The sequence below is a fragment of the Streptomyces sp. NPDC047061 genome (genome assembly GCF_040643955.1).
Taxonomy (GTDB): Bacteria; Actinomycetota; Actinomycetes; order Streptomycetales; family Streptomycetaceae; genus Streptomyces.
In genome coordinates this window covers 1-19,791 of the sequence record NZ_JBEYVI010000036.1, presented here as the reverse complement: position 1 = coordinate 19,791, position 19,791 = coordinate 1, and the positions used below count along the sequence as shown (strand labels likewise).

The window sequence follows — 19,791 nt, the reverse complement described above, 5'->3', positions numbered from 1 at the left end:
TACCTTTCCTCGTCGGTCAAGAAGAGGTCGTGCATGCGCGCAGGCAGATCCGGTTCGGTGGCGGTCGTACTCGCGGGGGCGCTGGCCCTGGGGGCGTTCACCGCGCCCACGGCCCAGGCCGCCGACACCGGGATCAAGGTGACCGAGCTGGTCCTGAACCAGGGCAGGCCCATCGTGGTGGGCACCGACGCGGAGGTGACCCCCGACTTCACCTTCCGGATGTCCTGGCCGTCCGGCGTCAAGGTCAGCGACGTGAACGCGTGGCCGTACCTCTACCACGACACCACGGCCGCCAAGGGGGCCGAGGACGGCGGCATCTACACCAGCAGCGTCACCTACTACGACGGCAGCAGCACGACCGCCGAGTGCGACGGTGAGCTGTACATCGAACCGCGCTACACCCTGGACTCCAACAACGACGCGACGACCTGGAAGATCGCGGTCTTCGCGCGCGTCTGGGGCTCCGACGGCCAGCCCAAGAGCGAGGAGCACCTGACCGGATTCGGCTCCGTGCAGGTCAAGCGCAAGGCCAAGGTCACCGCCAACGCCACCCCCGAGCCCGTCACCAAGGGCAGGACGCTCACCGTGAAGGGCGCGATCACGCGCGCGGACTGGGCGAAGCACAAGTACACCGGTTTCGGCGGCAAGTCGGCCAGGCTCCAGTTCCGCGCGAAGGGCAGCGGCACGTACACGACGCTGAAGACCGTGCAGGCCGACTCGGCCGGCGCGCTGAAGACCACGGTCAAGGCGTCCGCCGACGGCTACTACCGCTGGACCTTCGGCGCCACGGCCACCACGGGCGGTGCGACCTCCGCCGGCGACTACGTCGACGTCAGGTGAGGGACCGCGCGCTGTCGCGGTAGCGCCCCGGGGTCACCCCCACCAGCTTCCTGAAGTGCCGGGTGAGATGGGCCTGGTCGTAGAAGCCGGTGGTGGTGGCCGTCTCGCCGGGCGGTACGCCGTCGAGCAGCAGCCGGCGGGCCCGGCCGACCCGGCGGGACATCAGGTACTGGTGCGGGGCGATGCCGTACGCGCCGCTGAACGCCCGTACCAGGTGGGCCGGGTGGGCGTGCAGCAGCTGCGCGGCCGCCGCCAGGACGAGTCCGTCGGCGACCCGCTCGTCGAGGAGTTCGCGCAGGGCACGGGCGAGGGCCGGATCGGCCGGCCTTTCCGGCCTTTCGTCCTCGAGCCGGGGGCGGAGCAGGCCCCGCAGCCGCTCGCCGATGAGGGTGAGCCGGCTCTCGGCCTCCAGTTCGTCGCCGGGGCGGGCGAGGGCGGAGTGCAGCTGCCCGACCCGCCGCCGCAGCAGGGGATCCCGCAGATCGGGCCCGTCGACGGCCGCGCCGATCAGATCCTCCCCGAGGAGGGTCCCGTCCAGGTACACCACGCGTTTGCGGAAGCCGTCCGCGGTGGCCGGGGAGCCGTTGTGCGGGACATGCGGCGGCAGCAGGGTCACGGTGTCGTCCGGGGTGCCGTGCTCATGCCGTTCGAGGTCGTACCGTACGGCGCCGTCGTCCACGATGAGCAGCGTCCAGGCGTCATGGACGTGCATCGGGTACGCGTACTCGGTGAAACGGGCGTGGAAGACCTCGGTGACGCCCGGGACGGAGGGGCGCCAGGCGGTGACTTCCTGTGGGGCGGACTGCCGGGCGGCCATGCAAAGAACGTACAAGACCCGGAGGGACGACGCCCGGCAGTCTCGGGGCATGAGCACTTTCGACACGAAGATCGCCGTGCTGCTGCGCGAGGACCTGGAGCCCTGGCAGCGCCTCAACGTCACCGCGTTCCTGGTCAGCGGCCTGGGCGCGACGCTTCCCGAGGTGGTCGGGGAGCCGTACGAGGACGCCGACGGGGTGGCGTACCTGCCGATGTTCCGGCAGCCGGTACTGGTCTTCGAGGGCACGAAGGAGACCCTCAAGGCAGCCCACGAGCGGTCCCTGAGCCGGGCCCTGCCCCGGGCGGTCTTCACCGCCGACCTCTTCTCCACCGGCAACGACCACGACAACCGCGCGGCGGTACGGGCGGTACCGACGGCGGAGCTGGACCTGGTCGGGCTGGCGGTGTACGGGCCGCGGAACGGGGTGGACAAGGTGCTGAAGGGGGCGCGGATGCATCCGTGAGATCCCGGGGGCATCCACGGGAACCCGGGGCATCCATGGGACCCCGAGTGCATCCACGGGACCCGGGGGCCGACTGAGCCGACCGAAGGAATCGTGTGGCGTGACCGGGTGATCAGGTCATTTAATCTGATCAACTTCCTCGCGGATGTCGCATGTCAGAGTCATGCGATACATCCGATTCTCCAGTGTGGCCGCGGCCGTGGCCACGATCTTCACCTGCGCGGCGGGCGGAACAGCCGCCGCCGGCGACGACTCGTCGACGCCGGTCCCCTGCTACACGGCAGCGCTGACGAACGCCATCAGCAGCGCCTCGTCGGGGGACACCCTGTCCCTCGCCCGTGACTGCACCTACCACCTGACCACCCCCTTCAGCACCGGTGAAGGCCTGCCGACCATCTCCCAGCCCCTCACGATCAGGGGCAACGGCGCGACGATCGTCCGCGACGGGAACGCGACCCCCGCGTTCCGCATCTTCCATGTCCTCGCCGGCGGCGACCTGCGCCTGCAGGACCTCACCGTCCGCGGCGGCAACGCCACGCTGTCCACCGGTACCGGCAACGGCGGGGGCATCCTCGTCGACAGCAACGGCAAGCTCAGGCTGGTGGGGGTCGACGTGATCGACAACACCGCATCGCTCAACGGCGGCGGCGTGGCGCTGTCCACGAACGCCACCGCGAACATCCGACGCAGCTGGGTGGCGTTCAACAACGCGCTCAACGGCGCCGGGCTGCACAGCCAGGGGACGTTGACCGTGGACAACTCCGAGATCGGCCGCAACCACGCCCAGGTCCTCGGCGGCGGACTCCTCCAGAACGGCAGCATCGCCTTCATCCACGCGAGCATCATCAGCCGCAACACCGCGAACCTCAGCGGTGGCGGTGTCCTCAACACCGGCGGCGCGTCGACGACGATCAGCGAAAGCAAGATCGCGAACAACACGACCTCCGGTGTCGCGGGCGGCGGGCTCGTGAACGCGGGAGCGACGCTGACGCTGGAGAAGTCGGAAGTCAGCGGCAACGTCGTCGGAGGCCCGGGAGGTGACGGCGGCGGCATCCACAACTCCAACGTGGGTACGGGGCCGAATACGGTGATCGGCACGCTCTACCTCAAGGGCAGCAAGGTCATCCGCAACAGCGCGAACGGCCCGAACGCCGGCACGAACCTGTCCCAGGCGGGCGGCATCTTCAACAGCAGCGGGTCGGTCACGCTCGACCACAGCTACGTCCGCAACAACGCCTCCACGTCGGCACCCGGAGGCCTGCGCACGAACGTCCCGATCACGCTCACGGACTCCAGCATCACCCACAACGTCCCGACGAACTGCGTCCCGTTCCCGATCACGGGCTGCACGGACTGACTCGTCCAGGCAGGCAGGCCCCCCACCCTCGGTCTTCGAGGGCGGGGGCCCGCCCGTGCTCAGGCCGCCCGCACCCCGGCCTCCGCACTCGCCGGCGCCGCGACCGCAGCCCGTTCCTCCGGGATCCGCCGCATCAGCAGCCCGTACCCGAAAGCGGCCGCCGTCCCCACGACCGCGCACACCCCCCACAGCCACCGCGCCCCGAACCGGTCGATGACGACCCCGGACAGCAGCGGCGCGATGAGCGCGGCGGCGGACCAGGACAGCGTGTACATGCCCTGGTACCTGCCCCTTCCGTGCACCGGCGAGAGCCGCACCACCAGCCCCGTCTGGGTCGGCGCGTTGACGATCTCGGCGAGCGTCCACACGCACACGGTGAGCGCGAACACCCCGACCGACCCGGCGAACGCGGTGAGCCCGAACCCGTACCCCGCGAGGAGGGACGAGACGACGAGCAGGGACCGCGCATCCCGGTGCTGGATGACCCGGGTCACCGGGATCTGCAGCACCACGATGAGGATCCCGTTCACGGCGATGGCCATGCCGTAGTCGGCGGGCGAGAACCCGGCCTCGCCCATCGCGACCGGCAGTCCGACCGACCCCTGCTGGAAGATCAGGGCGACGAGGAACGACAGCCCGACCACGCCCATGTACCGCCCGTCGCGCACCACGGTCAGCAGGCTGACCTCCCTGTCCCCGGCGGCCTCCGCGGCGGCGCGCTCGGGCCGCGACTCGGGCAGCCGGAGGAAGACGAGGACGGCGCAGACGGCGGTCATCCCGGCCTCGATCAGGAACCCGGCGCGGTAGCTCACCTCGGCGATGAACCCGGCCCCCATGGACGACACGGCGAAACCCAGATTGATCGCCCAGTAGTTGAGCGAGAAGGCCCGCACCCGGTCCTCGGGCCGCACGATGTCGGCCATCATGGCCTGCACCGCCGGCCGGGAGGCGTTGGAGGCCACGCCGACGAGGAAGGCGACGGCCGCGATGGCCACCGGATCCCGGACGAACCCGAGCAGCGCGACGGCCCCGGCGGTGGAGCCCTGGGCGACGAGCAGGGTCGGCCGCCGCCCCAGCCGGTCGGCCATCACCCCGCCCGCCAGCGAGGACACGACGCCGCCCAGCCCGTGCAGGGAGGCGACGAGCCCGGCGTAGGACGCGCTGTACCCCCGGTCCAGCGTCAGGTACAGGGCCATGTACGTGGCGACGAACGCCCCCAGCCGGTTGACGAGGGTGCTGGTCCACAGCCACCAGAACTCCCGGGGCAGACCGGAGACGGTCTCCCGGACGGCGCGTCGCAGGGCGACGGACGGCATGGCTCCCCCAGGGCAAGGTGTAAGTGGCGTGCAGGCATTGCGGAACTTACTTCCGCGACGCTCGCCTGAGCCACTCAATTAACAAATGCAGTCAACTGTCCGCCCTCTGGGACGCCCCACGGGCGCCCGCACTCCGCCCCGAATACGTGGATTACGCTCTGACCCATGGCCGACGCACCGTACAAGCTGATCCTCCTCCGCCACGGCGAGAGCGAGTGGAACGCGAAGAACCTGTTCACCGGCTGGGTGGACGTCAACCTCAACGAGAAGGGCGAGAAGGAGGCAGTCCGCGGCGGTGAGCTCCTGAAGGACGCCGACCTCCTGCCCGACGTGGTCCACACGTCCCTCCAGAAGCGCGCGATCCGCACGGCCCAGCTCTCGCTGGAGGCCGCGGACCGCCACTGGATCCCGGTCCACCGCAGCTGGCGCCTGAACGAGCGCCACTACGGCGCCCTTCAGGGCAAGGACAAGGCGCAGACCCTCGCGGAGTTCGGCGAGGAGCAGTTCATGCTGTGGCGCCGTTCGTACGACACCCCGCCCCCGCCGCTCCCGGACGACTCGGAGTTCTCCCAGGCCTCCGACCCCCGCTACGCCTCCATCCCCCCGGAGTTGCGCCCGCGCACGGAGTGCCTCAAGGACGTCGTCGTCCGCATGCTCCCGTACTGGTACGACGGCATCGTCCCCGACCTCCTCGCCGGCCGCACGGTCCTGGTCGCCGCCCACGGCAACAGCCTGCGCGCCCTGGTGAAGCACCTGGACGGCATCTCGGACGCCGACATCGCCGGCCTGAACATCCCGACCGGCATCCCCCTCGCCTACGAACTCGACACCGACTTCAAGCCGGTAACCCCGGGCGGCCAGTACCTCGACCCGGACGCGGCAGCCGCGGCCATCGAGGCGGTCAAGAACCAGGGCAAGAAGAAGTAACGCGACGCGGAGCGCCCCCGACCTGCTGTTTTCCTGGCAGGGCGGGGGCTTTTTGGTGGCCGGGGTCGGCGTTGGGAACACGCCAGGTGGTGACCCTCCGTGGAGGGAGGGTGTTCGGTTCGTAACATGAGCCAATGATCAGGTTGGTCGAACGGCGTCCCCGGCAGGGGCGCGAGTGGCGGAAGTCGGTGCGCCGTCGGCGTCTGTTCGCTCTCGGTCTGGTCGGGAGCGGTGTGGTGGTTGTCGCGGCGTTCGTGTTCGGCGTCGGTGCCGGCGCAGGTACCGAGGGCGCGGTCTCCGTCGGCTCCGCCCAGGCCCCCCTACCCACGATCAGGACCACGAGGCCCGGTGCGCCGGCGCCGCCGCATCCTGTCGGCACCGTGCGGATCGCCGCCGTGGGAGACATCGTCATGGGCTCGCTGCCGGACGACCTGCCGCCGGACGACGGTGCCTCGTTCTTCGACCCTGTCGACGACCTGCTCGCAGGCGACGTGGTGCTCGGGAACCTGGAGGGCACGCTCACCACCGGTGGTTCCAGCAAGTGCGACTACATCGAGGGCCCGAACTGCTTCGCGTTCCGCGCGCCGCCGTCCTACGGCCGCCTGCTGAAAAAGGCCGGCTTCACGGTGCTGAACACGGCGAACAACCACATCGACGACTTCGGGGCGGAGGGGCGGCGCGACACGTTCGCCGCGCTGCGCTCCGCGAACCTGCCGTTCACCGGCCGGCTGGGTCAGATCACCGTCCAGCGCGTACGCGGCATCAGGGTCGCACTGATCGGGTTCGCGCCCGACCGAGGGGCGAACGACCTCACGGACATCCCCGCGGCACAGCGACTCACCGCCCGCGCCGCGGCGATGGCGGACATCGTGATCGTCACGATGCATGCCGGCGCGGAGGGCTCGGACCGCACCCATGTGGAACCCGGCACCGAGTACTTCGTCGGCGAGGACCGCGGCGACAGCTACCGCTTCAGCCGTGCCGTGATCGACGCCGGCGCCGACCTCGTCGTGGGCAGCGGCCCGCACGTGATGCGGGGCATGGAGTTCTACAAGGGCCGCCTGATCGCCTACAGCCTGGGCAACTTCTCCGGCTACAAGGTGCTCGGCCTCGGCGGCACGCTCTCCACCAGCGGCGTGCTGCAGGTCACCCTCGGCGCCGACGGCACCTACGTGTCCGGGCGCCTGCACCCGACCCGGATCGTGGAGCCCGGCACGCCGGAGCCGGGCGGCGACGCGATCGACCTCGTCTCCAGCATGTCCGAGGAGGACTTCGGCCCGCACGCCGCCGACATCTCGGAGGACGGGACGATCCAGAGCCCGTAGCGCTCGTCGGCGGGGTTTGCCGAATCGGCAAACGGGCTCGGCGTCCTGGTGCGTGGCTTCGCATGATCTGTGGGGAGTCGGCGGTCAGGCCGGCAGATCGGCGATCCCGAAGGGCAGGGAGGGCGTATGGCGGCGCAGCATCGGCTGGTTGTCGAGGCCGGAAGGCGGATCCATCTCGTCGAGCAGGGGGCCGGGCCCCTCGTGCTGCTCGTGCACGGGTTCCCCGAGTGCTGGTACTCCTGGCGGCATCAGCTGCCGGTGCTCGCCGCGGCGGGGTACCGGGCGGTCGCCGTCGACGTACGGGGGTACGGGCGGTCCTCGAAGCCGGCCGCGACCGACGCCTACCGCATGGTCGAGCTCGTGGCGGACAACGTCGCCGTCGTGCGGGCCCTCGGCGAGGAGTCGGCCGTGGTCGTCGGGCACGACTGGGGCGCGGCCGTCGCCGCGAACTCCGCGCTGCTGAGGCCGGAGGTGTTCCGGGCCGTGGGGCTGCTCAGCGTTCCGTACACGCCGCGTGGCGGGCCCCGCCCCAGTGACGTCTTCGCGCAGCTGAGCGGCGGGGGCGGGGATGGCGGGGATGGCGGGGGCGAGGAGTTCTACGTCTCGTACTTTCAGGAGCCCGGGCGTGCCGAGGCCGAGATCGAGCCGGACGTGCGGGGCTGGCTCGCGGGGTTCTACGGCGCTCTGTCGGGCGACACCATGCCGGGACCCGGCGCTCCCGACCCGCACTTCGTCGGCGGCGGGGGGACCCTCAGGGACCGGTTTCCCGCCGGCCGGCTGCCCGAGTGGCTCGGCGAGCGGGAGCTCGACGTCTACGCGGCCGAGTTCGAGCGCACCGGACTGACCGGGGCGCTCAACCGCTATCGGAACATGGACCGGGACTGGGAGGACCTCGCGGCCTACGACGGCGCCCCGATCACCCAGCCGTCCCTGTTCGTCGGCGGCGGCCTCGACGCCTCCACGACCTGGCTGGCCGACGCGATCGAGGCGTACCCGGTCACCCTGCCGGGCCTGGTCTCGTCCCACATCCTCGACGGCTGCGGCCACTGGATCCAGCAGGAACGGCCCGACGAGGTCAACCGGCTGCTCGTCGACTGGCTCGCCGGGCTGCCCGCCGCCTGAGCATCAGCGTGACGGGCAGACGGCGACGGCTACCAGATCGACAGCGGTACCTGGTGGATCTCGTCCGCCGGATGCCCCGTGCGTTCGTGGACGCGCCTGACCGCATCGGCCGAGGGGGCCTCGGAGAGGCAGTAGACGTGGCCGGAGTCCGGGTCGGCCCAGGCCCGCTCGAAGTGGACGCCCTCGTCCTTCTCGGCCGCCAGGTCGGCCTCGTGGGCCTCCTTGAGCTGGTCGGCGGTGATGCCCTTCATCCCGTGGTGTACGTCCATGAACTGCGGCATGACTGCCACCTCCTGTCCCTTCCCTTCCCTCTCCATGCTGCGCCCGTCCGTACCGACACGCGCGCCGCCCCTCACCAGCACGAAGGGCCCCCGACCGGAGTCGGGGGCCCTTCCTCGTGCCTGGAGCGTTGGGTCAGCCGCACTGGCAGGGGCTGCCCGACTGGCAGCCGCAGCCGCAGCCCGAGCCGCAGCCACAGGCGCCGATGACCAGGAGGTTCTTGATCTCGACGGGCTGGTCGGTCTCGTGCTGCTGCGTGGGGTCGGGCGTGGTGCTGGGGGATTCGGCCATGGATCCCTCCTAGAGGTCCCTAGGTGCCCTGGAGGCAGGGCGTGGTGCCTTTGCCCATTCCATGCCCGTTTCACTGGGCGCATCAACGGCGCACAGTGGCGCCCACACGCCTGACCCGCACCCCGCGAGCCCCCACCCAGCCGGGGGTCACGCCCCCTCGGCGCCCGTCACCGGCTGGATGTCGGGCTGGAGGGCGTCCGCGTGCTCGCCGGTGACCAGGAAGACGACGCGCTTGGCGACGGCGACCGCGTGGTCGGCGTACCGCTCGTAGTAGCGGCCGAGCAGGGTCACGTCGACGGCGGTCTCGATGCCGTGCTTCCAGCGGTCGTCCAGCAGGTGCTGGAAGATCGTGCGGTGCAGCAGGTCCATCTCGTCGTCGTCCTGCTCCAGCTGGAGGGCCAGGTCGACGTCCTTGGTGATGATCACCTCGGCGGCCTTGGCCATCAGGCGCTGCGCGAGCTGGCCCATCTCCAGGACGGTCGCGTGCAGGTCGTGGGGGATGGCGTTCGCCGGGTAGCGGAGCCGGGCCAGCTTCGCCACGTGCTGGGCCAGGTCGCCCGAGCGCTCCAGGTCGGCGGACATGCGGAGCGACGTGACGACTATCCGCAGGTCGGTCGCCACCGGCTGCTGGCGGGCGAGCAGGGCTATCGCGCGCGCCTCCAGGTCGTGGTGGAGCTCGTCCACCTTCTGGTCGGCCTCGATGACGCTCTCGGCGAGCTTGAGGTCGGCGTCGAGGATCGCCGTCGTGGCGCGCCCGATCGCCGATCCGACAAGCCGGGCCATGTCGACCAGGCTGTCGCCGATCGAATCGAGTTCCTCGTGGTACGCGTCCCGCATCAGGGTTCCCTCTCCTACGTGTGTTCCATGGGGCACCGGGGGCCGGGGCCCGTGGCCGAATCCAGCTGCGAACCCCACGCTTCCACGTTCCGGTCTCAACGCGACCGTTTCTGCCACCCCAAATGAACCAATACTGGCTCCAAGGTGAACTCTGGGCGACGAGTGTTCGAGCTGACACCTCGCGGACTGTGGGGATGTCGTACCCCCTGCTTAACCTGTTTGCATGGACGTGAACGCGGCGGTCGCCGCAGCGGCAGCGATCGCCGGGGTGCTTACCGGTGTCATCGCCATGCTGGCGTTCCGCTGGAGCGAACGCGACCAGAAGCGACCGACCAGGACTTCTCTGCACACCGACCCCGTACTGCCCCCGGGCGTGGACACCGTACTGAGCGTGCTGCGCTCCTCCGCGGTCGTCCTCGACGAGGCCGACACGGTCGTCAAGGCGAGCTCGGCGGCGTACGCCCTCGGGCTCGTGCGCGGCGGCAAACTCGCCATCGAGCCGATGCTCGGGATGGCCCGGGACACCCGGCGCGACGGCGAGATACGACAGGTCGAGCTGGACCTCCCGAGGCGGGGGACCGGACGGGGCGAGGCCCTGGCCGTCTCCGCGCGGGTGGCGCCGCTGGGCTCCCGGCTCGTCCTGCTCCTCGTGGAGGACCTCACCGAGGCCCGACGCATCGAGGCGGTACGGCGGGATTTCGTGGCGAATGTCAGCCACGAGCTGAAGACCCCGGTCGGCGCGCTCTCCCTGCTGTCCGAGGCCGTCATGGACGCCTCGGACGATCCGGAGGCCGTGCAGCGCTTCGCCGGTCGCATGCAGATCGAGGCCACGCGCCTGACCAACCTGGTCCAGGAGCTGATCGATCTGTCGAGAGTGCAGAACGACGACCCGCTGGAGGACGCCGAGCCCGTCCGGGTCGACGAGCTGGTCGCCGAGGCGATCGACCGGTGCCGGCACCAGGCCGGGACCAAGCAGATCACCATGGCCGCCGGCGGTACGGCGGACCTGCACGTCTGGGGGAACCGCGGCCAGCTGGCCGCCGCCCTCGGCAACCTGGTCGAGAACGCCGTGAACTACTCCCCGGCCCGCACCCGGGTCGGGATAGCCGCCCGCCGGGTCAGCGCGCCCGGCGGCGACATGATCGAGCTCGCCGTGACCGACCAGGGCATCGGCATCACCGACAAGGACAAGGAGCGCATCTTCGAGCGCTTCTACCGCGTCGACCCGGCCCGCTCGCGGGCCACCGGTGGCACCGGTCTCGGCCTCGCCATCGTCAAGCACGTGGTCGCCTCGCACGGCGGGGAGGTCACGGTGTGGAGCGCCGAGAACCAGGGCTCCACGTTCACCCTCAGACTGCCGGAGGCGGGCGCGGCCCGTGACCGCGCGTCGCAGCACCCCGACCCCGACCTCGAGGACGAGGCCGGTACCACCGAGTCATCCCCGTACGAACCGCTTCCCGCCCCGGAGGTCCTTCCGTGACCCGAGTGCTCGTCGTCGAGGACGAGGAGTCCTTCTCCGACGCCCTGTCGTACATGCTCCGCAAGGAGGGCTTCGAGGTCGCCGTGGCGGCCACGGGCCCCGACGGACTCGACGAGTTCGAGCGCAACGGCGCCGACCTCGTCCTCCTCGACCTGATGCTGCCCGGCCTGCCGGGCACCGAGGTCTGCCGCCAGCTGCGCGGCCGATCCAACGTCCCCGTCATCATGGTGACGGCCAAGGACAGCGAGATCGACAAGGTTGTCGGGCTCGAAATAGGAGCAGACGACTACGTCACCAAGCCCTTCTCCTCCCGTGAGCTGGTCGCCCGCATCCGTGCGGTGCTCCGCCGCCGCGGCGAGCCGGAGGAGGTGACGCCGGCCGCCCTGGAGGCGGGCCCCGTCCGCATGGACGTCGACCGCCACGTGGTGACGGTCTCCGGCTCCAAGGTCGATCTTCCCCTCAAGGAGTTCGACCTCCTGGAGATGCTCCTGCGCAACGCCGGCCGCGTCCTCACCCGCATGCAGCTCATCGACCGGGTCTGGGGCGCCGACTACGTCGGCGACACCAAGACCCTCGACGTCCACGTCAAGCGCCTGCGCGCCAAGATCGAGCCGGACCCGGGCGCCCCGCGCTACCTGGTGACGGTGCGTGGTCTGGGCTACAAGTTCGAGCCGTAGACCGGCCGCCCGGCGAGTCGGCGGTGTTCGAGCCGTAACCGCTGAGCCGGGTTCACGGGCGTACGGCCGGTGTGCGGTGCCGGCTGTACGACGAAGGGCGGCCCCCCCTCGGGGGTACCGCCCTTCTCGCGTTGCTGCGCCGCTGAGGCCGCGCTCAGCCCGCGTTCGTCGACTCCGAGGCCGAGTCGGTCGGGGTGGCCGAGGCGCTCTCGGACTCCTTGCTCTTCTTGCCCGCCTTCGCGCTCTCGCTCGCCGTGGAGCCCGCGAGCGGGGTGGTCGAGGTGGACGGTGAGGCCGACGGCACCGCGCTCGGGCCCCAGCCCGTGAAGAAGCTCTCGGCCGGCACGACGAACGCGCGCAGGCTCACGTCACCCGTCTTGCTGAAGGTGAACGTGATCTTCTGGGCGTTGCCGTCGGTGACCGCCTCGCGGCTGCTGGCCAGCACCGCGGAGGCGTTGTCCGTGCCGCCGAGGATCAGCCGGCCGCCGGCCGCGATGGTCAGCGGCTGCGACTTCGTGGCGTGCAGCTCGGCGGTCTTGCCGGTGCCGGCGACGACGATCGACTGGAGCGTCTCCGGCTCGGTGCCGGTGTTGAAGATCGTCGCGGAGACCACGGCCGGCCCGGTCGACGTGAGGTCGGGCTGGGTGATCACGGTCGCGTTCTGGACCTTGATGTCGCCGACACTCGCCGCCGCGTTGTCCGGCTTGACCTCCAGCGTCTGCGAGTTGTTGCCGGCGCCGCAGGCGGAGAGCGCGGCGACGGAGAAGGCGAGGGCGGAGGCGGCGAGGGCGCCGCGTCGAAGGCTGCTGCTCACGGCGGCGGCAACTCCTTGAACGCACGGGCGACTCCCTTTATAAAGCCGCCCTAAGTGTCTGTCAGCGGCCTTAGGTTACCGAGCCGTTCCCGCGCCGCCGCACCCGACCCTCCCCAAGCGCCTCGCTTCCCTCAAGCAGGGGGTACCCCGGGGCTGCGCAAGTGACTCTTCGGTCACTTTGGAGCAGCGCTCGTCGGGCATTCACATAACCCACCCGCAACACCGCGCAAAACTTCCGTGAAGGAATGCGCGACCGCCGGGAAAATTGATCACTCGCCGCTTCACGCACCCCTTCGCGCACCGCTTCATGCCCCCCTTCACGTGCGTCTTCACGTACCGTTCGGTCGGACTCCGTGATCAATTCCGGAAACGTCCGGGATCCGGCTCCGGCAACCGAACGGAGTAGCGGAAGTCGCACGCCTGGAAGCGGACATATGGGGACGTTCGGCCGCCTGGGCGAGCGTCCGGATGTGTGTAACGTGCGCGTTTCACCTCGCCCGAAGAGCCGCTCCGACCTGCGAATACCTGCTTCCGGACGGCCTGCGAAGCACGTTCCTGTTGCTGTTGTCAAGCCCCGAGATATGCCCTGACCTGCGAAAACGCCATTCAGAACCGCCGGTTTCCGTGTTACCCTGGATAGCCACGGAAGGGGTACCTGTCACATGACGTTCAAGGTTGGCGACACCGTGGTCTATCCCCATCACGGGGCCGCGCTGATCGAGGCCATCGAAACTCGCCAGATCAAAGGCGTGGACAAGACCTACTTGGTGCTGAAGGTCGCCCAGGGTGACCTGACGGTGCGTGTGCCAGCGGACAATGCGGAGTTCGTCGGCGTGCGTGATGTGGTCGGTCAGGACGGGCTGGACCGGGTCTTCGAGGTGCTGCGCGCGCCGTACGCCGAGGAGCCCACGAACTGGTCCCGTCGTTACAAGGCAAACCTGGAGAAGCTCGCCTCCGGCGATGTCATCAAGGTCGCGGAAGTCGTGCGTGACCTGTGGCGTCGTGAGCGCGAGCGCGGACTCTCCGCCGGTGAGAAGCGCATGCTTGCCAAGGCCCGCCAGATCCTGGTGAGCGAGCTCGCCCTCGCGGAGAACACCAACGAGGACAAGGCCGAGGCCCTGCTCGACGAGGTCCTCGCGTCCTGACGCAGACGCCGACGCCGTCCGGCTAGGCGCGACGAACTCCGCACACCCGAAATGCCGCGGTGCCCGATGACACAGCAACTGTCGCCGGGCGCTGCGGCATGTCCGTGTCCGGAACGCACGTGGCCAGAGCGCACGTGTCCGGAACAGACCGGGAACCCACCCGGGACACTTCTCTTCGGGGCGCTCGTAGCCGGCGACCCGGCACCCGCCCCGGTGGAAACCCCCGATACTAGGCGTGCCGGGCCCGGGCTGCTGGCTCGACCAGTGTCACGGAAGGGTCCGGTCAAGGCGTCGCGCCCGGCACTTCCCAGGCCATACCCACGCCAGGCCCGCACACAAACCTGACAGGAACCGATGTCTGACGATTCGCGTCCTTCGCGTACGGAACCGCGTACCGCACTGCGCACGGCAGCCGTGATTCCCGCCGCCGGCCGGGGCGTACGGCTCGGTCCGGGCGCTCCCAAGGCGCTACGCGCGCTGAACGGCACGCCCATGCTCATCCACGCCGTGCGCGCCCTCGCCGCCTCCCGCGCGGTCTCCCTGGTCGTGGTCGTGGCCCCGCCCGACGGCGCGCCCGAGGTCAAGTCCCTCCTGGACGCCCACGCCCTCCCCGAGCGCACCGACTTCCTCGTCGTCCCCGGCGGCGACTCCCGCCAGGACTCGGTGAGGCTCGGCCTGGACGCGCTGCCCCCCGACTACGACATCGTCCTGGTCCACGACGCCGCCCGCCCCCTCGTCCCCGTCGACACCGTCGACGCGGTGATCCAGGCGGTGCGCGACGGCGCCCCGGCCGTGGTCCCCGCCCTCCCGCTCGCCGACACGGTCAAGGAGGTCGAGCCGGCCACCACCCCCGGCGACCCGGAGCCGGTGCTCGCGACCCCCGAGCGGGCCCGTCTGCGCGCCGTGCAGACCCCGCAGGGCTTCGACCGTACGACGCTGGTCCGCGCCCACGAGACGGTCACCGACAACGTCACCGACGACGCCAGCATGGTCGAGCAGCTCGGCGAGCGGGTCGTGGTGGTCCCCGGCCACGAGGAGGCCTTCAAGGTCACCCGCCCCCTCGACCTGGTCCTCGCGGAGGCTGTCCTGGCCCGCAGGAGGCTGAACGATGGCTTCTGAGGTCGTACTGCCGCGCGTCGGCATCGGCACCGACATCCACGCCTTCGAGGAGGGCCGCGAGCTGTGGTGCGCCGGCCTGAAGTGGGAGGGCGAGGGCCCGGGCCTGGCCGGCCACTCCGACGCGGACGTCGTCGCGCACGCCGCGTGCAACGCCCTGTTCTCGGCGGCGGGCCTGGGCGACCTGGGGCAGCACTTCGGCACGGGGCGCCCGGAGTGGTCCGGCGCGTCCGGCGTGACCCTGCTGACGGAGGCCGCCCGCATCGTCCGCGCCGCCGGTTTCACCATCGGGAACGTCGCCGTACAGGTCGTAGGGCCACGCCCGAAGATCGGAAAGCGGCGGGACGAGGCGGAGAAGATCCTTTCCGACGCGGCCGGGGCACCGGTTTCGGTTTCGGGGGCCACCACCGACGGCCTCGGATTTCCCGGCAGGGGAGAGGGTCTTATGGCGGTGGCAACGGCGTTGGTCGTCGAACAGGCGTAAGCGGTCCTACTCGAGGGGCGCGGGGAACTGCGCGCTCGACCCCCACTGCCCGCACACGCCCATGGCACTGCACATACCGGTCCCACCCACTACCGTCGGCCCACTACCCTAGGTCCCGTGACTATTCGCCTGTACGACACCAAGGCCCGGCAGATCCGTGACTTCGCCCCGCTCGCGCCGGGCTGTGTCTCGATCTACCTCTGTGGTGCCACCGTGCAGGCGGCGCCCCACATCGGGCACATCCGGTCCGGCCTGAACTTCGACATCATGCGCCGCTGGTTCGAATACCGCGGCTACGACGTGACGTTCATCCGCAACGTCACGGACATCGACGACAAGATCATCGCCAAGTCCGCCGACCAGGGCCGCCCCTGGTGGTCGATCGGCTACGAGAACGAGCGTGCGTTCAACGACGGCTACGCCGCGCTCGGCTGCCTCCCGCCGACGTACGAGCCCCGCGCGACCGGGCACGTACCGGAGATGATCGAGATGATGCGCGGGCTGATCGAGCGCGGGCACGCCTACGAGGCCGACGGCAACGTCTACTTCGACGTGCGCTCCTACGCGGACTACCTCCAGCTCTCCAACCAGGAGCTGGACAACCTCCGCCAGCCCGAGGGCGAGGGCGAGACCGGCAAGCGGGACCAGCGCGACTTCGCGCTGTGGAAGGCCGTCAAGCCGGGCGAGCCCAGCTGGGAGACGCCGTGGGGGCGCGGCCGGCCGGGCTGGCATCTGGAGTGCTCGGCGATGGCCCACAAGTACCTGGGTGAGGCCTTCGACATCCACGGCGGCGGCCTGGACCTGATCTTCCCGCACCACGAGAACGAGATCGCCCAGGCCAAGGCGTACGGCGACGACTTCGCCCAGTACTGGGTGCACAACGCCTGGGTCACCATGAGCGGCGAGAAGATGTCGAAGTCCCTCGGGAACTCGGTGCTCGTCTCGGAGATGGTCAAGCACTGGCGCCCGATCGTGCTGCGCTACTACCTCGGCACCCCGCACTACCGCTCGATGATCGAGTACAGCGAGGAGTCGCTGCGCGAGGCCGAGCAGGCGTTCGCGCGGATCGACGGGTTCGTGCAGCGCGTGGTGGAGCTGGCCGGGGGAGCCGTCGAGCCCTCGGCCGAGGTGCCGCCGGCGTTCGCCGAGGCGATGGACGACGACCTGGGTGTCCCGCAGGCCCTCGCGGTCGTGCACACCACCGTCCGGCAGGGCAACTCCGCCCTCGCCGCCGACGACAAGGAAGCCGCCGTCGCCCGCCTCGCCGAGGTCCGGGCCATGCTCGGCGTCCTCGGCCTGGACCCGCTGGACCCGCACTGGTCCGGCGGTACCGAGAAGGGCGAGGACCTGCACGGGGTCGTGGACGCCCTGGTCCGGCTCGTCCTCGACCAGCGAGAGTCCGCCCGCTCCCGCAAGGACTGGGCGACCGCCGACGCCATCCGCGACCAGCTGAACCAGTCCGGCCTCGCGATCGAGGACGGTCCGTCCGGCCCGCGCTGGACCCTCAGGTCCTAGCGACCGGCCCCCGCTGGTCAGTGAAGATCGACTGTGCCGCCCGGCCCTCCGGGCGGCACACTGCATAAGACGCACCAGACGTACGTACGAAACGAAGCTCACGGAGACGGGTAACCCATGGCAGCCAACAACCGCCGCATGTCCGGCAAGAAGGGCGCGCAGATCGGCAGTGGCGGCCAGCGGCGCCGGGGCCTGGAGGGCAAGGGACCGACCCCGCCCGCCGAGATGCGCAAGGGACACAAGAAGAACCGCATCGCCACCGCCAAGACCAAGCAGGCCCAGCGCCGTCCGGTGGTGCGCGGCCGGGGCGGCAAGGGCACGTCCGAGATGGTCGTGGGCCGCAACCCGGTGGTGGAGGCGCTGCGCGAGGGCGTCCCGGCGTCGACCCTCTACGTCCAGCAGTTCATCGACAACGACGAGCGGGTCCGCGAGGCCCTCCAGCTCGCGGCCGAGCGCGGCGGCATCAACCTCATGGAGGCCCCGCGCCCCGAGCTGGACCGCATGACGAACGGCCTCAACCACCAGGGCCTGGTCCTCCAGGTCCCGCCGTACGAGTACGCCCACCCCGAGGACCTGGCGAACGCCGCGTACGACGAGGGCGAGGACCCCTTCATCGTCGCCCTCGACGGCGTGACCGACCCGCGCAACCTCGGCGCGGTCGTCCGCTCGGTCTCCGCCTTCAGCGGCCACGGGGTGGTCGTCCCCGAGCGCCGCGCGGCCGGTATGACCGCCGGCGCCTGGAAGACGTCGGCCGGTACGGCCGCCCGCACCCCGGTCGCCCGCGCCACGAACCTGACCCGGGCCCTGGAGGCGTACAAGAAGGCCGGCATCGTGGTCGTCGGCCTCGCCGCGGACGGCGAGCACGAGATCGGCGACCTGGAGGCCCTGGGCGGCCCGGTCGTCATCGTCGTCGGCAGCGAGGGCAAGGGCCTGTCCCGGCTGGTCGGCGAGACGTGCGACTTCCGGGTCCGGATCCCGATGCCGGGTGGTGCCGAGTCGCTCAACGCGGGTGTGGCGGCGGGGATCGTGCTGTACGAGGCGGCGCGCCGCCGGGTGTGAACAGATGTCCGTAGCCTGATCCGTGCGGGGTAATTCCGGCGTCCCGGACATCCTTGACGGGGTCCGGACACATCCGGCCGGTCAAAGCAGTGTCCTAACTCCACGTCACTCGGTTAGATGAGTGTGGACACCAGAACACCCCGCACACCCACGGGGGACCGCTCGTCGGGATTCCGCTCCGGATTCGCTTCCGGGCCCGACGACGCTCCCGCGCTGAGCATGGTGAAGGTGCCGAGCGATCCGGCGCAGGTCATCGTCAACCACGCGAGCTTCCGCGTGCAGCTGGGCGTATCGACACGGCGTACCCAATCTCCCCGGGTCGTACGGCACTTGAGCGCCACCGAGGACACCGCGCGCATCCCGGTCGTCGGCACGGCGGGCAGAGCGGGGGCGGCACCCGGCCGTCGTCGCCCGGTCGTCTGGAGCGGCAAGTCCGCGCCCGACGACACCGGCGCCCACCGGCTGCTCCAGGCCGTCCGCGGCGGCAGCGTCCGGCATGCCGAGGAGCCCGCCGAACCGGCCGGCGCGACCCGGGTCATCCCGCGCGTGGGCGGCGGCTACGGCACCCTCGACCAGACCGTCGAGACCCCGATGGTCGGTCACCCGCGCTCCCCGGCCTCCGGCGAGAACCGGCTCATCCCGAACATGCCGGCGGTGGGCAGCGCCTACGACGAACCGGCCTACCACGACCCGGCGTACGACGACTCCGGGTACCGCCGACCACCCTACGGCGACGACGAGTTCGAGGACTTCGAGGAACCGCGGTCGGCCCGGCGGCCCGGCGACGGAGACCCGGCCCGGCACGCCTACTACCCCGGCCGCCGGATGAACCTCGGGGTGGTCCTCCTCCCGCTCCGGATCTTCCTCGGCTTCATCTCCATCTACGCCGGCATGGGCAAGCTGTGCGACCCCGTCTACTTCGACGGCGGCAAGCGCGGCTCCATGGTCACCTGGCTCAACACGCTGCACCCCTGGGAGGTCGCCGAGCCACTGCGCCAGTTCGCCCTCCAGCATCCGGTCGGCTCCGGCCTCGTCATCGCCTTCTTCCAGGTGATCGTCGGCGTCCTGACCGTCCTCGGCTGCTGGCAGCGGGTCGCCGCGGTCGTCGGCGCGCTGCTCTCCGCCGCGCTCATCGTCACCGTCAGCTGGAAGACCGTTCCCGCCTACGACGCCCCCGACATCATCTACCTCGCCGCCTGGTCCCCGCTGATCATCGCCGGCGCCCCCGTCTACTCCGTGGACGGCCGCCTCGCGGGCAGCGCCTGGCGACGGCTCGGCCCCCACTCCGACATCTGGGACCTGCGCGCCTACGTGCTGCGCCGGGGCGCCCTGGTCACGGCGGTCACCATCGGCCTCACCCTCCTCATCGGCTCCCTGCTCGGCGGTGCGGTCCGCGACTCCAGCCGCGTGGTCGTCCCCGGCCCCGGCGAGGCGCCCCGCAACAACCTCCCGGGCTCCCCCCTGCCGGGCGAGCCGACCAAGCCCCGCAAGAGCACCCCGCCGGCGTCCACGCCTCCTTCCGGCGGCGCCTCGGCGAGCCCTTCGCAGGCGGCGACCACCCCGGGCGCCGACCGCACCACGAGCGGCGCCACCACCACGACCCCCAGCGAGACCCAGGGCACCACGGGTCAGGCCCCGCCCCAGCACACCGCCCCGGCGCCGACCACCGCGGGCCCCACCTCCGGCGGCACCGCGACCGGTGGCACGTCCTCGACGGGCGGCGGCACCGGCAGCACCACGGGAAGCACCGGCGGCGGCGCGTCCTCCTCGGGCCAGCCGGGCCTGGTGGGCGGCCTCCTCGGCTGACGGCCGCTGCACACCGCCCGCAGCCCCGCCAAGCAGATAGGGCTGTTCGTGGTCAACCGGCTGCGCGAGCGGCAGGGCCTCAGGGTCGAGCTGCGCCCCTCGCCGAACGGCGGGGTCACGG

20 protein-coding genes are annotated in these 19,791 nt (G+C 70.9%); 14 read left to right on the top strand and 6 right to left on the bottom strand.

The window, feature by feature from the left end; genetic code table 11:
• Positions 1 to 33: 33 nt before the first annotated feature.
• Entirely contained in the window at positions 34 to 840 is an 807-nt protein-coding gene (locus ABZ887_RS37670; RefSeq protein WP_361300032.1) for a hypothetical protein, read from the top strand.
• Here ABZ887_RS37670 and ABZ887_RS37665 read toward each other — a convergent pair.
• A complete protein-coding gene (locus ABZ887_RS37665; protein WP_361300029.1) occupies positions 833 to 1,657 on the bottom strand; it encodes an AraC family transcriptional regulator in 825 nt (274 codons plus the stop codon). The genes ABZ887_RS37670 and ABZ887_RS37665 overlap by 8 nt on opposite strands.
• Between ABZ887_RS37665 and ABZ887_RS37660 the strand changes: the two genes are divergently transcribed.
• A complete protein-coding gene (locus ABZ887_RS37660) occupies positions 1,656 to 2,120 on the top strand; it encodes a DUF2000 domain-containing protein (RefSeq protein WP_361300026.1) in 465 nt (154 codons plus the stop codon). The genes ABZ887_RS37665 and ABZ887_RS37660 overlap by 2 nt on opposite strands.
• A 163-nt stretch (positions 2,121 to 2,283) precedes the next feature.
• Positions 2,284 to 3,477: a hypothetical protein gene (locus tag ABZ887_RS37655; protein WP_361300023.1), complete on the top strand. Its 1,194-nt coding sequence runs from the start codon at positions 2,284 to 2,286 to the stop codon at positions 3,475 to 3,477.
• A 59-nt stretch (positions 3,478 to 3,536) separates the two neighbouring features.
• On the opposite strand, the gene ABZ887_RS37650 is transcribed toward ABZ887_RS37655, so the two are convergent.
• Positions 3,537 to 4,793, bottom strand: coding sequence for an MFS transporter (locus tag ABZ887_RS37650; RefSeq protein WP_361300020.1), 1,257 nt, complete (start codon positions 4,791 to 4,793; stop codon positions 3,537 to 3,539).
• A 165-nt stretch (positions 4,794 to 4,958) separates the two neighbouring features.
• Here ABZ887_RS37650 and ABZ887_RS37645 point away from each other — a divergent pair, with 165 nt between their 5' ends.
• The 3 genes from ABZ887_RS37645 to ABZ887_RS37635 all read left to right on the top strand — a co-directional run bounded on the left by ABZ887_RS37645 (position 4,959) and on the right by ABZ887_RS37635 (position 8,167).
• Positions 4,959 to 5,720 (top strand): phosphoglyceromutase, encoded by a 762-nt coding sequence (locus ABZ887_RS37645; protein WP_361300017.1) that lies wholly within the window; start codon positions 4,959 to 4,961, stop codon positions 5,718 to 5,720.
• Between the two features lie 134 nt (positions 5,721 to 5,854).
• On the top strand, positions 5,855 to 7,045 hold the full coding sequence (locus ABZ887_RS37640; RefSeq protein WP_361300014.1) for a CapA family protein: 1,191 nt from the start codon (positions 5,855 to 5,857) through the stop codon (positions 7,043 to 7,045).
• Between the two features lie 126 nt (positions 7,046 to 7,171).
• A complete protein-coding gene (locus tag ABZ887_RS37635; protein WP_361300011.1) occupies positions 7,172 to 8,167 on the top strand; it encodes an alpha/beta hydrolase in 996 nt (331 codons plus the stop codon).
• 29 nt (positions 8,168 to 8,196) lie between these two features.
• Here ABZ887_RS37635 and ABZ887_RS37630 read toward each other — a convergent pair whose 3' ends face one another.
• From ABZ887_RS37630 to phoU, 3 genes are all read right to left on the bottom strand, one after another.
• On the bottom strand, positions 8,197 to 8,448 hold the full coding sequence (locus tag ABZ887_RS37630) for an SCO4226 family nickel-binding protein (protein WP_361300008.1): 252 nt from the start codon (positions 8,446 to 8,448) through the stop codon (positions 8,197 to 8,199).
• Positions 8,449 to 8,581: 133 nt separating this feature from the next.
• Positions 8,582 to 8,737, bottom strand: coding sequence for a hypothetical protein (locus ABZ887_RS37625; RefSeq protein WP_361300005.1), 156 nt, complete (start codon positions 8,735 to 8,737; stop codon positions 8,582 to 8,584).
• Between the two features lie 147 nt (positions 8,738 to 8,884).
• The gene (gene phoU, locus ABZ887_RS37620; protein WP_361300002.1) at positions 8,885 to 9,574 is read right to left on the bottom strand and encodes a phosphate signaling complex protein PhoU; all 690 of its coding nucleotides are present in this window, start codon (positions 9,572 to 9,574) and stop codon (positions 8,885 to 8,887) included.
• 223 nt (positions 9,575 to 9,797) lie between these two features.
• Here phoU and ABZ887_RS37615 point away from each other — a divergent pair, with 223 nt between their 5' ends.
• Together ABZ887_RS37615 and ABZ887_RS37610 are read left to right on the top strand one after the other, a co-directional pair.
• Entirely contained in the window at positions 9,798 to 11,054 is a 1,257-nt protein-coding gene (locus tag ABZ887_RS37615) for an ATP-binding protein (RefSeq protein WP_361299999.1), read from the top strand.
• Complete coding sequence (locus tag ABZ887_RS37610) at positions 11,051 to 11,731, top strand: response regulator transcription factor (protein WP_010358452.1); 681 nt, start codon at positions 11,051 to 11,053, stop codon at positions 11,729 to 11,731. Before ABZ887_RS37615 ends, ABZ887_RS37610 begins: the two co-directional genes overlap by 4 nt.
• Positions 11,732 to 11,885: 154 nt before the next feature.
• On the opposite strand, the gene ABZ887_RS37605 is transcribed toward ABZ887_RS37610, so the two are convergent.
• The gene (locus ABZ887_RS37605; protein WP_361299996.1) at positions 11,886 to 12,545 is read right to left on the bottom strand and encodes a DUF461 domain-containing protein; all 660 of its coding nucleotides are present in this window, start codon (positions 12,543 to 12,545) and stop codon (positions 11,886 to 11,888) included.
• Between the two features lie 662 nt (positions 12,546 to 13,207).
• On the opposite strand from ABZ887_RS37605, the gene ABZ887_RS37600 reads away from it, so the two are divergent.
• The 6 genes from ABZ887_RS37600 to ABZ887_RS37575 all read left to right on the top strand — a co-directional run bounded on the left by ABZ887_RS37600 (position 13,208) and on the right by ABZ887_RS37575 (position 19,670).
• A complete protein-coding gene (locus ABZ887_RS37600) occupies positions 13,208 to 13,690 on the top strand; it encodes a CarD family transcriptional regulator (protein WP_003953493.1) in 483 nt (160 codons plus the stop codon).
• Between the two features lie 354 nt (positions 13,691 to 14,044).
• Positions 14,045 to 14,809, top strand: a complete 765-nt coding sequence (gene ispD, locus ABZ887_RS37595; protein WP_361299993.1) for a 2-C-methyl-D-erythritol 4-phosphate cytidylyltransferase — start codon at positions 14,045 to 14,047, stop codon at positions 14,807 to 14,809.
• Positions 14,799 to 15,290 carry a 2-C-methyl-D-erythritol 2,4-cyclodiphosphate synthase gene (gene ispF / locus ABZ887_RS37590; protein WP_361299990.1) on the top strand — a complete coding sequence of 164 codons (492 nt, stop codon included), beginning with the start codon at positions 14,799 to 14,801 and terminating at the stop codon, positions 15,288 to 15,290. Before ispD ends, ispF begins: the two co-directional genes overlap by 11 nt.
• Positions 15,291 to 15,407: 117 nt before the next feature.
• Entirely contained in the window at positions 15,408 to 16,805 is a 1,398-nt protein-coding gene (cysS, locus tag ABZ887_RS37585; RefSeq protein WP_361299987.1) for a cysteine--tRNA ligase, read from the top strand.
• 117 nt (positions 16,806 to 16,922) lie between these two features.
• Positions 16,923 to 17,864 (top strand): 23S rRNA (guanosine(2251)-2'-O)-methyltransferase RlmB, encoded by a 942-nt coding sequence (gene rlmB, locus ABZ887_RS37580; RefSeq protein WP_361299984.1) that lies wholly within the window; start codon positions 16,923 to 16,925, stop codon positions 17,862 to 17,864.
• A 117-nt stretch (positions 17,865 to 17,981) separates the two neighbouring features.
• Complete coding sequence (locus ABZ887_RS37575) at positions 17,982 to 19,670, top strand: DoxX family membrane protein (RefSeq protein ID WP_361299981.1); 1,689 nt, start codon at positions 17,982 to 17,984, stop codon at positions 19,668 to 19,670.
• Positions 19,671 to 19,791: the final 121 nt, after the last annotated feature.